This is a genomic window from Nonomuraea fuscirosea (assembly GCF_035917475.1).
GTDB classification, from domain to species: domain Bacteria; phylum Actinomycetota; class Actinomycetes; order Streptosporangiales; family Streptosporangiaceae; genus Nonomuraea; species Nonomuraea fuscirosea.
Genome location: NZ_CP109074.1, coordinates 6,800,612 through 6,813,358, shown reverse-complemented (window position 1 = coordinate 6,813,358; position 12,747 = coordinate 6,800,612). Strand labels below are relative to the sequence as shown.

Genomic DNA, 12,747 nt, shown 5'->3' with positions numbered 1-12,747 from the left:
CGGCCGGAAGGGGGTGGTGGACATGGAGTTGCGGCAGTTGCGGTATTTCGTGACGCTGGCCGAGGAGTTGCATTTCGGCCGTGCCGCCGTCCGCGAACACATCGTGCAGTCCGCGCTGAGTCAGCAGATCCAGCGGCTGGAACGCGAGTTAGGCGTGCGACTGCTGGACCGCAGCACCCACCACGTCGATCTGACTCCGGCGGGCGCCGCCTTCCTGATCGAGGCACGGCAGATCCTCGACCACGTGGGCCGGGCGGCGCAGGCCGCCCGCAACGCCGCCACGTCCGCGCCCACGCTGCGCGTCGGCATCATCGACGCCGGATACGACACCATGCCGCAGATCCTGCGCGAACTGCAGCGCACCCATCCCGGCGTCACGATCCACCAGGTTGAAGCGGGTACTCCCGAGCAGTACCGGCAACTGGCCGACGGCCGCCTGGACATCGCCATCGGACATGCCTCCCAGGCTCCGGCCGAGGTGACCTCCAAGCTGATCAGGCTCGATCCGCTCGGCGTACTGGTGCCCGACGAGCACCGCTTCGCCGAGTCCGACGGCGTACCCGTGGCCGCTCTGGCCGATGAGCTCCTGCTGCTCGGCGAGGAGTCACAGACTCCGGAGCTCAACCAGTTCGTCTTCACGCTGTGCCGCTCGGCCGGGTTCGCCCCCACCCTCTACGAGGGCACGGTGCAGAGCAGCCGCGCCGCCGCCGACCTCGTCCTCCAGCACCGCTGCGTGCACTGCGTCCCCTCCTCCTTCCGTACCTCCAACCGGCCGGGCACCACCTGGCGGCCCCTCATCGAGCCCGCCACGCACTACCCCTGGTCCCTGCTGTGGCACCAGGACAATCCCTCACCCCACATCGCCGCCGTCATCGACAGCGCCCGCCGCCTGGCCGAGCGGCTCGGCTGGCTCGAACCCATCAGCCCGTCCACCGGGCCCGCACCCGCCGAAGGCGCTCCGAGCCCCGCCACCAGCCCCACGGACGGTCTCACGTGATGCTGCTGCCCGCGTCACGAAGGGTCAGGTGGTCAGAGTTCGCCCGAGGCCGCGTCGGCCGGTGACGCACACCCGTCCCGGGCCCTCCTGGCCAGCGCCCGGCCGGCCTCGACGCTGAGCAGGTGTGCGGCGTCGGCCATTCCGGCGAGCTGGTCAGGCGTCATCGCCTCCAGGTAGACGGCGAGCCGCTGCCGGTCGGCGTCGCGGGCCATGCTGATCGCGTTCTGCAGGGCGAGAGATCGCGAGGCTACGCCGATCGCCTCCAGGACGCTGGTCAGGGCCTGATCCACCCCGCCGGCGGGATCCGCCCACTGCGGAGGTCGAGTGTTCGACATCATTCACCTTGCCGTCCTTGAACTCTGAGCGTGTCCGGTCTCGTCACCCGAGGCTCCGGTTATCAGCTCAGGAGATGAGCTGTGCATGAATTGCCCGTTTCCTCCGGCCGCCTACTCCTGTGCGCTGAAGGGGACAGCGCGGGTACCCGTCTCTACCGGCTGCCTGATCGATGCCCTGGCAGGAGAAACTTATGAACGAGAGCACAGATAGCAAGTGTCCCATCGTCCTCATCCATGGGCTGTGGCTGACCCCGCGTGCCTGGGAACACTGGATCGAGCGCTACACCGCGCTCGGCCACCGGGTGTCCGCTCCCCCCTGGCCGGGCATGGAGATCGAGGTCGAAGCCCTGCGCAAGAATCCGGCCGTCATGAACGGTCTGGGCGTCACCGAAGTGGCCGACTTCTACGAGAAGGTCGTCCGCGAGCAGACGCGGCCACCCATCATCGTCGGCCATTCCTTCGGCGGCCTGATCACGCAGATCCTGCTGGATCGCGGCCTCGGCGTCGCCGGCGTCGCGATCCACCCCGCCCCGATCAAGGGCGTGCTGCGGTTGCCGCTCAGCAGCCTGCGTTCGGCCCTGCCGGTCCTGGCCAACCCCGGCAACCGGTCCAGGACCGTGGCGCTGAGCGCCGAACAGTTCCACTACGCGTTCACCAACACCCTGACCGCACAGGAGTCCGAGGCGATCTACCAGCGCTACCACGTGCCCGCCCCCGGCCGGCCGCTGTTCCAGGCCGCCACCGCCAACCTGCGCCGGAATGCCGCCACCCGGGTCAACGTGCACAACGACACCCGTGCCCCGCTCCTCCTGATCGCCGGGGGCGCCGACCACACCGTCCCCGTCACCCTGGTACGGGCGATCTACAACCTCTACCGCAAGTCCCGTGCGGTCACCGACTACCAGGAGTTCGCCCGCATGCCGCACTTCTCCCTCGGTGCCCCCCAATGGGAGAAGGTCGCCGACCATGTCGTCTACTGGGCGCAGCGGCACATCACGCGACAGGCCAGAAACAACGCCGGCGGAGCACGATAGATGATGCGGTCCCCTGATTCGATGCTGCGAAGTGTGCCTATCTCCGGCCGGTGGGGAAGATCTCGGGTATGGACTCACCCCAGGAGCGCCTGCTGCGGCTAGTTCCTGTGACCTTGGCGAGGATGGCCGCGTGGTGCGCGTGTCTGATCGTCATCGGCATCGTGGCCGACTATGTGTTCGGTTTCGTGGCGACGATGCGCATCGTCGCCCTGCCGGTGGCGGTCGCCCTGTTGCTGACCGCGTTGCTGTTCCCGCTCACCCGGCGCCTGCGCGCGTCGGGCCTGCGGCCGATCTACGCCACCTGGGTGACCATGTTCGTCGCCTTCGCCGTGCTGGGCGGAACGGGCTGGATCGTCGGCGTCCGGGCCAACGAGGAGTTCCCCGGCCTGGTGACACAGGTCAGGAAGACGGCCAAGACGGTGGAGGGCTGGCTCTACACCGGTCCTCTGCACCTGGAGCCGATCCAGCTCAGCGGCTGGGTGGACGAGATCGCCAAGTTCGTCACCGAGCGGCAGCAGCAGATCACCTCGACGGTTCTCGCGGGCACGGTAGTGGTGGTGGAGGTCCTGGCCTCGATCGTGCTCCTGCTCTTCGTGACGTTCTTCCTGCTCAAGGACGGTGACCAGATCTGGTCCTGGTTCCTCAGGGGGTTCGGCCGGATGGCGCCGCGGGTCGACCGGGCCGGGCGGACCGCCTGGACCACGCTGTCGCACTACGTGCAGGGCACGGTGGCCGTGGCCGCGGTGCACGGCGTGCTCATGGGCGTCGTGCTGGCCGTCATGGGCGTCCCGCTCTGGGCGGCACTCGCCGTGCTGATCTTCCTGGCCAGCTTCGTCCCGATCGTCGGCATCCTGTTCGCCGGCGCGGTCGCGACGCTGGTCACGCTCGGCGCGAAGGGCCCGATCTACGCGCTGATCTTCATCGGCATCCTGATCGTCGAGCAGCAGCTGGAGAACCACGTGCTCCAGCCGCTGATCGTCGGCCGGGTGCTGCACTTCCACCCCCTGGCGATCATCATCGTGCTGGCCGTCGGCGGCATCCTGGCCGGGATCGCGGGCGCGGTCGTGGCCGTGCCGATCACCGCCATCCTCTACCGGGCCGTACCCGAACTCTTCAAGGACGATCCCATCCCCCTCCCGCCGGGACCGCCGCCGAAACCGCCGGCCGTACCTCGGGGGAAGGAACCCGGGCCGAAGAACTGACGGGCCCGGCGGGATCTCAAGCCGGAGCCGTCACCTTCTCATCCTGCCTGCTGGGCGCGTCCTCGCTGGTGAAGACGAACCCGAGCGCGTCGACGGTGACCTTGGCGATGTGACCGGGCCGGAGCTCGCCGTAGAGGATCTTCTCCGACAGGGAGTCCTCCAGCTCGCGCTGGATCGTCCGGCGCAGCGGCCGGGCGCCCATGACGGGGTCGTAGCCGCGGTCGGCCAGCAGCTGCTTGGCGTCGGGAGAGACGTCGAGCCCCATGTCGCGGTCCTTCAGCCTGGCGTCGACCTGGGCGAGCATCAGATCCACGATCTTGATGATCTCGGCCGGCGTGAGCTGGTGGAAGACCACGATGTCGTCGACACGGTTGAGGAACTCGGGCCGGAAGTGCTGCTTGAGCTCCTCCTGCACCTTGGCCTTCATCCGGTCGTAGTTGGAGTCGGCGTCGTTGGACTTCGCGAACCCGACCCCGATGCCCTTGGAGATGTCGCGGGTGCCGAGGTTGGTGGTCATGATGATGACCGTGTTCTTGAAGTCGACCACCCGGCCCTGGGCGTCGGTCAGGCGACCGTCTTCCAGGATCTGCAGCAGCGAGTTGAAGATGTCGGGGTGGGCCTTCTCGATCTCGTCGAACAGGACCACGGAGAACGGCTTGCGCCGCACCTTCTCGGTGAGCTGGCCGCCCTCCTCGTAGCCGACGTAGCCGGGAGGCGAGCCGAACAGCCTGGAGACGGTGTGCTTCTCCATGAACTCCGACATGTCCAGGCTGATCGACGCGTCTTCGTCGCCGAAGAGGAACTCCGCCAGCGCCTTGGACAGCTCGGTCTTACCGACACCGGACGGACCGGCGAAGATGAACGAACCACCGGGACGCCGCGGGTCCTTCAGCCCGGCGCGGGTGCGCCGGATGGAGCGCGACAGGCCCTTGATGGCGTCGTCCTGGCCGATGATCCGCTTGTGCAGCTCGTCCTCCATGCGGAGCAGGCGCTGCGACTCCTCCTCGGTCAGCTTGAAGACCGGGATGCCGGTGGCGGCCGCCAGGACCTCGGCGATCAGCTCCTCGGTGACGACGTCTTCGGCGTACGAGCCGGCCGGCCCCGTCGTCCGCCCGAACCGGTGGACGCGCAGCCGCGCTCCTGCCTCGTCGATGAGGTCGATCGCCTTGTCGGGAAGGTAGCGGTCGCTGACGTAGCGGTCGGCCAGCCGCGCGGCGGCGATCAGCGCGTCGTCGGTGATCGAGACGGCGTGATGGGTTTCGTAGTGCTTGCGCAGACCCTTGAGCATCTCGATCGTGTGGCTGAGCGAGGGCTCGGTGACGAGAACCGGTTGGAAGCGGCGGGCGAGGGCGGCGTCCTTCTCGAAGTGCCTGCGGTGCTCGTCGAGGGTGGTGGCGCCGATCGTCTGCAGCTCGCCGCGGGCCAGCATCGGCTTGAGGATGCTGGCGGCGTCGATCGAGCCCTCGGCGGCGCCCGCGCCCACGAGCGTGTGCAGCTCGTCGATGAACAGGATGATGTCGCCGCGCGTGCGGATCTCCTTGAGCACCTTCTTCAGGCGCTCCTCGAAGTCACCGCGGTAGCGCGAGCCGGCCACCAGGGCGCCGAGGTCGAGTGTGTAGAGCTGCTTGTCCTGCAGCGTCTCGGGCACCTCGCCGCTGACGATCTTCTGCGACAGGCCTTCGACGACGGCGGTCTTGCCGACGCCGGGCTCGCCGATGAGAACGGGGTTGTTCTTGGTCCTCCTGGACAGGACCTGCATGACCCGCTCGATCTCCTTCTCCCGGCCGATGACCGGATCCAGCCTGCCCTCGCGGGCGGCCTGGGTCAGGTTGCGGCCGAACTGATCGAGTGGTCCCGCGGACGGCTGCCGGCTCGACTCGAAAAGGGTGGCGGGCGCATCCGGCTGGTCGCCGTCGCGGCCGGAAAGGGACCGCAGGACCCAGGTCCGGACCCGCCCGGGGTCGGCCTCAAGGTTGACCAGCACCTGAGTGGCCACGCCTTGGCCCTCGGCGATGAGTCCGAGCAGAATGTGCTCGGTGCCGATGTAGTCATGGCCCAGCTGCACGGCCTCACGGACCGACAGCTCCAGGACCTTCTTGGCCCGCAGCGTGAACGGAATCTGTCCGGGCTCGGTGGGCCGGCCCTGGCCGATGATCTCCTCGACCTGCTGGCGCACACCCTCAAGGCTGACGCCCAGGCTCTCCAGAGCCTTGGCGGCCATGCCTCTTCCCTCATGGATCAAGCCGAGCAGAAGGTGCTCGGTGCCGATGAAATTGTGGTTGAGCGTCCTGGCCTCCTCCTGTGCCAGGACGACGGAACGCCTCGCCTGGTCGGTGAACTTCTCGAACATGTCAAGCCTCCTGGCGGGGCGGGATATGCCAGATGAGCGTGGCCGGATCGTTTCGGATCGTCGATGGTCCACGTCGGGCCACCGTCAGGAGTTCCCGGGGCGTGGCCATGGTCGGCCACCGTCAGCGGAGCGCCTTGCCGGCGGAGCGCACGGGCTCGGTTCCGAGCCGTGCTCGATCAGCGGGGATTTCGCGCCGGCCGTCGCGCCGGCCGTGTGTCCCACGTTCATTCACACGTTCCACGGGACGGGCGGTGTGATCACCGCTCGACGTCGTCCGGCGTACTGAGCCCGCCGACCTGTGGCCTTCGCATGAGGCTGCGTGGGCGAACTCGCCGGACTCCGGTAGCTAACCTGCCTGTTTCCCAGCTTAGTCCTCATTGTGGGGATAGCCGCCAATTAAGCCGCCGGCCGAACGGGCGGGCAGCCTGACGCGCGCCGGGCGGTCGAGCGGGATTGCGGAACGAACCTCGACAAGAGGCGCCCTGGCCTCCGTCCAGGGGGCCAGGGCGCGATATTCCGTCCGTTCAGCCGGTCCGGTCCGCCAGCAGCGAGATCAGCCGATCCACGGTGACGGTCTCCAGCGGAGCCACGACGGCGCCGTGCCCGCCGGCCAGCGCCGCGCCGTCCTCCGGCACGGCCACCACCAGGCAGCCCGCGGCCAGCGCCGCCGCGATGCCCGGACGGGAGTCCTCCAGCGCCACGCAGTCACGCGGATCGACGCCCAGCCGTTCCGCCGCCGTCAGGTACGACTCGGGGTCGGGCTTCGGGCGCGTCACCTCGTCGCCGCAGACCACGGTGTCGAACATGCCGGGATCGAGCTGGGCCAGCACCTCGTCCACCAGGACCCGGTGGCTGGAGGTCACCAGGGCGGTCGGGATGCCGCGCCCGCGTACGGACCGCACCACCTCCTGGGCGCCCGGCCGCCACGGCACCCCGAGGGCGAACAGCTGCCGGGTACGCTCCAGCAGCCAGGCGGCCGACTCCTCGACGTCCGCGGCGACGCCGAGGTCCTCCTGCACGATCCGGGCGGTGTCCCGCAGATTGCTGCCGACCACCCGGCGGCGGATCTCGGCCGACAGCGTGCCGCCGAGCCTTTCGGCGAAGTCGGCCAGGCTCACGTCCCACAGAGGTTCGCTGTCGAACAGCGTGCCGTCCATGTCGAACAGCGCCGCCGCCAGCACACCTGTGCCGGGGGCGGCCGTCTCGGTCGTCACCGGAGCGCCTCGGACAGCCACCGCCGCGCCGTGCGGGGATCGTCGCTGGTCGTCCCGTCCACGCCGAGTTCGAGCCAGCGCCGCAGGTCGCCCGCGTCGCGCGTGGGCCAGCCGTGCACCGGGACACCCTCGTCGTGCAGCTGCTTGACGACCTCGGCGGTCAGGCCCTCGCCGCCGCTGTGGATCCGGCTGGACCCGGTGTCCTCGATCAGCTTCCGGTAGCCGCCCGGGTGCGCCTCGGCGGTGGTCCACTTGGACACGATGATGCCGCGCGGGATCTCCGGCAGCTTCTCGGCCACGGTGGCCATCGCCTCGACCGAGAAACCGGTCAGGATCGTCCGCTCGGCGTAATCGGGGTGCAGGGGGAAGAAGCCGGTCAGGCCGTCGATGGCGGCCAGATCCTTGATCTCCAGCTGGACGAACCGGGTCGTCGCCGCGTACATCTGCTCCAGCGTGGGCACCCGCTCACCCCCGCCCACGTCGACCGCGCTGATCTCCGCCCAGGTCAGCTCCGCGACGGGGCCCAGATCCCGGCCGGCCGGCCCGGCCGCGGTCCGGTCCAAGGTGGCGTCGTGCAGCATGAAGAGCTGCCCGTCCGAGCTGATCCGCACGTCGGTCTCCAGCTCGTCCACGCCGACCTCTTCGGCCACGCGAAAGGACGCGATGGTGTTCTCGGGTGCTTCGGCCATGGCGCCGCGGTGTCCGACGATGGCAAATGCCACGATCTTCCTCTCTCACTGTGGTTTGTTGCGGGGGGAGTCTCGTGGGGGGAGCAGCCGGCGGAGCGGCGGCACGAGAGGTCCGGGGTCAGGAGGCCACCAGCCGCTGATACTTCGGCAGGACTCGCTGGACGGCCGGGTCGAGGGTCCGGTTCGCCTCACGCAGCGCCTCGCGCGGGTCGGCGTTGGAGGCGTACACCTTCTGCAGCACGATCAGCATCTCGGAGATCGTCTCGTTCACGTACCGGCGCATCACGTCCGCCTGACGGGCGCGGCTGAGCTGGTCCTGGGCGACCTGGTACGCGGGCGTCGCGGCGTTGCGTTCCTTGATCTTCGGCGAGTTGAGCGAGCTGGTGGTCACCGGGAGATAGCCGGTGTTGAGGCTCCACTCGGGCGCGCCCTTGTCGGCGAGGTACTTGACCAGCTCCCAGGTCGCCTGCTTGCGCGTCCTGGTCGAGTTGCGCATGATGGCCAGCCCGCTGCCTCCGGTCGGCACGCCCGGCGCGTCCTGCTCGGGCAGGAAGGCCGCGCCGAACTCGAACTCGGCCGCCTTGAGCAGCGAGGTCAGCGCGCCGGTGGAGTTGCAGATGGTCGCCGTCACGCCGGCCGCGAAGTCGGCGTTGACGTCGCCGGCCAGGTAGGCCATCTGGTCGTCGTGGATGAACGCCCGGTCGAACTCCAGGGCGGCGACGGTCTGCTCGGAGTCCAGCCGCGACGTCATGCCCTCGGAGTAGCTGCCGTCGAAGGCCCAGCTCGACCCCTGGAAGTACCAGTCGTCCTTGCCGGTGTAACCGCGCATCTTGACCGGTGAGCCGCGGTACTTGAAGCCCTTGAGCTGGCGGCCCCACTCCCGCAACTCGGTGAACGTCTTCGGCCCGCGGTCGGGCAGCCCGGCGGCGGCGAAGATCTCCTTGTTGTAGTAGAAGAGGGGCGTGGAACGGGCCCAGGGCAGCCAGTAGACCTGGTCCCTGATGGTGCCCTCGGCCAGGAACCTCGGGTGGAAGGCGTCGGCGCGGAAGTCGGCGTCGAAGTAGCCGCTGAGCGGTTCCAGCGTCTCGGCGAGGAAGTAGCGGTTCCAGTTCACGTCGCTGAGCGTGACGAGGTCGGGAACCTGCCCCACCGCGAAGCTGGCGGCCAGCTTCGAGTCGAGCGCGGGATAGCCGGGGAACAGCTGGATCTCGCAGTAGATGTCCTGCTGCGCGGCGTTGAACCCGTCGATGATGGTCTGCAGGACCTCGGCGTTGTGCGCGGTGAACGCACTCCACAGCACGACCCGCCGGCGGCGCGCGAACTTCTCCGGCACCTGCCCGCTCACCTGGGCGTAGTCGCCTTCCATGCGGCCGACGCAGCCGCTCAGCGCCAGACTGGCCACGGCGGCGGTGGCGCCGGTCAGGAGCCGGCGCCGGCTGAAACTCGTCCCGGTCACGCTGGGTCCCTTCTGATCGAACCGGATCGCAGGCACATGGTCATCACCGGCGAACCGCGCTGCCGGCCAGACCGGCGACGATGTAACGCTGTGCCAGCAGGAAGACGATCGCCACCGGCAGGACGACGAACAGGGTTCCGGCCATCAGCGCGCCCCAGTCGTTGATGCCGTCGTTCTCCTTGAGGTAGAGCAGCCCGATCGGCAGGGTCCGCATGTTGACCGAGTTCGTCACGATCAGCGGCCAGACGAAGCCGTTCCACTCGTCGATCAGGGCGATCAGCCCGACCGTGATGATCGCCGGCCGGGCCATCGGCATGATGACCGAGAAGATCCTGCGCAGGTGCCCGGCGCCGTCGAGCTGCGCCGCCTCCAGCACCTCGTACGGGAGCGATCGGAAGAACTGGTGCAGCAGGAAGGTGCCGAACGCCGACGCCACGCCCGGCAGGATCAGGCCGGCATAGGTGTTCAGCAGGTTCATCTGGCCGACGGTGATGTAGTTCACCAGCAGGGTCACGTGCCCCGGCACCATCAGCGCGCCGAGCATGAAGATGAACAGGTAACGCTTGCCGGGGAACGGCAGGAAGGCGAAGGCGTAGGCGGTGGAGATGGCCAGCACCACCTTGAGCACCGTCCCGATCGCCGCCACCACCACCGAGTTGATCAGGAACTGGTCGAACGGCGCCAACGTCCAGGCGTTGACGAAGTTCTCCAGCGTCAGCGATCGCGGGATCAGCCGCATCGGCCAGCTGTTGATGTCGGCGTTCGTCTTGAACGCCGTACTGACGAAGAGATAGAGCGGGATCAGGAAGACCAGGGCGGTGATCACCAGGGCGAGCACGCCCCACCAGCGCGTACGGCGGGAGCCGGGCTCGCGCGGGGCGGGCTCGGTCGCCGCAGCGGTCGGCATGACCGTCATCAGTAGTGAACCCTCCGCTCGACGAATCGGAACTGCAGGACGGTGATCGCCATCAGCACCACGAACATGATCATGGATGCCGCACTGGAGACACCGACGTTGCCGCGGTTGAACGCCTCGTCATAGATGAACCAGCTCAACGTGGTGGTGGACCGGGCGGGCCCGCCGCCGGTCATCATGGCGATCACGTCGAAGGACTGGAAGGCCGAGATCGTCTGCGTGATCACCAGGAAGAACGTGGTGGGGGAGAGCAGCGGGAAGATCATCCGCCGGAACTGCGTCCACCGGCCGGCGCCGTCGATCCTGGCCGCCTCCAGCACCTGGGCCGGGATCTGCTGGATGCCCACCAGGTAGACGATCGCGACGAAGCCGAGGCCCTTCCAGATGGAGACGATGATCAGCGCCCACAGCGCCCACGAGTCGTCGTTCGTCCAGGCCGGCGAGCTCGCTCCGAACGCCTCGAACACGAGCCGGCTGAGGCCGGTGTTCGGATCGAAGATGAACAGCCAGATGGTCGCGATCGCCGCCCCGGACAGCACGTGCGGGGCGAACGCGAGCGTCTGCACCGCGTTGGCGCCCCGGAGGCGCTGCGCGAACAACATGGCCAGCGCCAGGCCGAGCACCAGGGTCACGACCACCACCACGACCACCCACACCAGCGTGCGGAACAGCACCTCGGGGAAGGACCAGCCGCTGAACAGGGACTGATAGTTCAGCAGGCCGGCCCACTCCGCCTGGGGCGAGATGAAGTCCCAGGTGGTGAAGCTCAGGTAGACGTTCTCGATGATCGGCCAGTACGAGAACACGGCGATCAACGCCAGGTTGGGCAGCGCGAACGCGGCGAACAGCAGATACCCGCGCCGGCGGCGACGTGCCGCGGCACGCCGCCCATCGGCCGTCGTTTCCCGGGCATCGGCCGTTTGGCGGGCGCTGTCGGAGAGGGCTGATCTCGCGTCGAGATCGCTTGCTCCACTGCTCACGGGCTACCACCCATCCGCATCGAGGTCGAACAGGTGCAGACTTTACTGGCGGTCTCGTGGACGAATCTGTTCATATGGGGGTGAATCTGTGACCATTACGCGAACGTTTCGTCCAGATGTGCAAGGGTGACAACAAGGTGTCAAGCTCGTTTCACGGCCGTGCCTTCGATCGTCAGCAGCGGATCCTCACCTATGTCAGGAGCGAGGGCCGCGCGGTCGTCTCCGACATCGCCGACCTGTTCTCGATCTCGCCCGCGACGCTGCGCCGGGACCTGCGGGCGCTCGAGGCTCAGCGCCTGATCGCCCGCTCGTACGGCGTCTTCTACCCCACGGACATCGGGCGTTTCGAGACGCCGGTGGAGCACCGGCGCAAGGCCAAGACCGAGGAGCGGCTGATGATCGCCGAAGCCGCGGTCGCCATGATGGTCGACGTCGACACGGTCTTCCTCGACGAGGGAGCGCTGCCGGAGGACCTGGTCGGGCCGATGCGCCGGCTGCACCGGATGACCGTCGTGACCCGCTCGCTGACCATCGCCGCCGAACTCAACCGCCAGACCGACCACGACGTCATCATGGTCGGCGGCCGGCTACGCCCGAAGACCATGGGCACCGTCGACCGATGGGCGACCGCGATGCTCGCGGAGCTGAACGTCGACCTGGCCTTCATGGGCACCAACGGCGTGTCGCTCGACCGCGGGCTGACCACTCCCGACCCGGCCGTGGCCCAGGCCAAGACGGCGGCCCTGCAGGCGGCCCGCCAGACGGTGCTGGTGTGCGAGCACACCAAGTTCGGCGTGGCCAGCTTCGCCAAGTTCGCCGACATCGAGCAGCTGACGTACGTCATCACCGGCAAACAGCTACCCCGGGCCACCGCCCAACGCTACGGCGACTCCGGCCCACGCGTGCTGCGCGTTTAGTGCGGTGACCACTGACTCACGTAGCGGATGGTGATCATTCCGAAATAAGATGACGCATCAACCGGGGGCGCGCCAGAATGCGGAGGCCGCCCGCCGCACCTGGAGGATCCCCCATGCACCGTCCCCTCGGCCTGCTCACCGTCGCCGCCGCGCTGATCACGTTCGCCGCACCCATGAGCACGGCGCAGGCCGTCACGCCCTCCTCGTCCGCCGCCGCAGTGGGGACGGCGCGGGAGAACATGGTGGTGCGGCTGGTCAACGCCCGGCGGGCGAAGAAGAAGGGCTGCCGGGCGCTCAAGCACCACCCGCAACTCCACCGGGCCGCCCACGCGCACGCGGCCGACATGGCGGTGCACGGCTACTTCTCCCACGACTCCCGCGACGGCCGGGGCTACATCGACCGCGTCAAGGCGGCCGGCTACAAGCGCGGTGGCAGGTGGGCGGAGCTCCTCGGCAAGGGCCAGCGCACCCCGGCCGTGATCGTGGGGTCCTGGATGAACGACCCCGGAAGCAAGGCCTCCCTCATGAACTGCAAGTTCACCTACACCGGGGTAGGCGCCGTCGAGGACGCCAACGGCGTGATCGTCTGGACCCAGCTCTTCGCCACCAAATGACCCGCTCCGGGCCTGCCGTCTTCAGAGGAGGAACGGATCCGTC

Annotated in this window: 12 protein-coding genes; 5 read left to right on the top strand and 7 right to left on the bottom strand. The window is 68.5% G+C overall.

Annotation, left to right across the window (positions count from 1 at the left end; translation table 11 throughout):
• The first annotated feature begins 22 nt into the window (after positions 1–22).
• Positions 23–997: a LysR family transcriptional regulator gene (locus OIE67_RS31200; RefSeq protein ID WP_326627151.1), complete on the top strand. Its 975-nt coding sequence runs from the start codon at positions 23–25 to the stop codon at positions 995–997.
• 32 nt (positions 998–1,029) lie between these two features.
• On the opposite strand, the gene OIE67_RS31195 is transcribed toward OIE67_RS31200, so the two are convergent.
• A complete protein-coding gene (locus tag OIE67_RS31195; RefSeq protein ID WP_326627149.1) occupies positions 1,030–1,335 on the bottom strand; it encodes a hypothetical protein in 306 nt (101 codons plus the stop codon).
• A gap of 188 nt (positions 1,336–1,523) precedes the next feature.
• Here OIE67_RS31195 and OIE67_RS31190 point away from each other — a divergent pair, with 188 nt between their 5' ends.
• Together OIE67_RS31190 and OIE67_RS31185 are read left to right on the top strand one after the other, a co-directional pair.
• Positions 1,524–2,366, top strand: a complete 843-nt coding sequence (locus tag OIE67_RS31190) for an alpha/beta hydrolase (protein ID WP_326627147.1) — start codon at positions 1,524–1,526, stop codon at positions 2,364–2,366.
• Between the two features lie 68 nt (positions 2,367–2,434).
• Positions 2,435–3,568: an AI-2E family transporter gene (locus OIE67_RS31185; protein ID WP_326627145.1), complete on the top strand. Its 1,134-nt coding sequence runs from the start codon at positions 2,435–2,437 to the stop codon at positions 3,566–3,568.
• A gap of 16 nt (positions 3,569–3,584) precedes the next feature.
• Here the strand turns inward: OIE67_RS31185 and OIE67_RS31180 are convergent, their stop codons facing one another.
• The 6 genes from OIE67_RS31180 to OIE67_RS31155 form a co-directional block, all read right to left on the bottom strand.
• Positions 3,585–5,918: an ATP-dependent Clp protease ATP-binding subunit gene (locus tag OIE67_RS31180; RefSeq protein ID WP_326627143.1), complete on the bottom strand. Its 2,334-nt coding sequence runs from the start codon at positions 5,916–5,918 to the stop codon at positions 3,585–3,587.
• Between the two features lie 524 nt (positions 5,919–6,442).
• Entirely contained in the window at positions 6,443–7,132 is a 690-nt protein-coding gene (locus tag OIE67_RS31175; protein WP_326627140.1) for an HAD family hydrolase, read from the bottom strand.
• A complete protein-coding gene (locus tag OIE67_RS31170) occupies positions 7,129–7,854 on the bottom strand; it encodes a glycerophosphodiester phosphodiesterase (RefSeq protein ID WP_326627139.1) in 726 nt (241 codons plus the stop codon). Before OIE67_RS31170 ends, OIE67_RS31175 begins: the two co-directional genes overlap by 4 nt.
• Positions 7,855–7,939: 85 nt before the next feature.
• Complete coding sequence (locus OIE67_RS31165) at positions 7,940–9,277, bottom strand: ABC transporter substrate-binding protein (protein ID WP_326627137.1); 1,338 nt, start codon at positions 9,275–9,277, stop codon at positions 7,940–7,942.
• A gap of 43 nt (positions 9,278–9,320) precedes the next feature.
• On the bottom strand, positions 9,321–10,193 hold the full coding sequence (locus OIE67_RS31160) for a carbohydrate ABC transporter permease (RefSeq protein WP_219911928.1): 873 nt from the start codon (positions 10,191–10,193) through the stop codon (positions 9,321–9,323).
• Complete coding sequence (locus OIE67_RS31155; protein WP_326627134.1) at positions 10,193–11,173, bottom strand: carbohydrate ABC transporter permease; 981 nt, start codon at positions 11,171–11,173, stop codon at positions 10,193–10,195. The genes OIE67_RS31160 and OIE67_RS31155 overlap by 1 nt, the downstream gene beginning before the upstream one ends.
• Positions 11,174–11,310: 137 nt before the next feature.
• Here OIE67_RS31155 and OIE67_RS31150 point away from each other — a divergent pair, with 137 nt between their 5' ends.
• Together OIE67_RS31150 and OIE67_RS31145 are read left to right on the top strand one after the other, a co-directional pair.
• On the top strand, positions 11,311–12,090 hold the full coding sequence (locus OIE67_RS31150) for a DeoR/GlpR family DNA-binding transcription regulator (protein WP_181307621.1): 780 nt from the start codon (positions 11,311–11,313) through the stop codon (positions 12,088–12,090).
• A gap of 113 nt (positions 12,091–12,203) precedes the next feature.
• Positions 12,204–12,704 (top strand): CAP domain-containing protein, encoded by a 501-nt coding sequence (locus OIE67_RS31145; protein ID WP_326627130.1) that lies wholly within the window; start codon positions 12,204–12,206, stop codon positions 12,702–12,704.
• Positions 12,705–12,747: the final 43 nt, after the last annotated feature.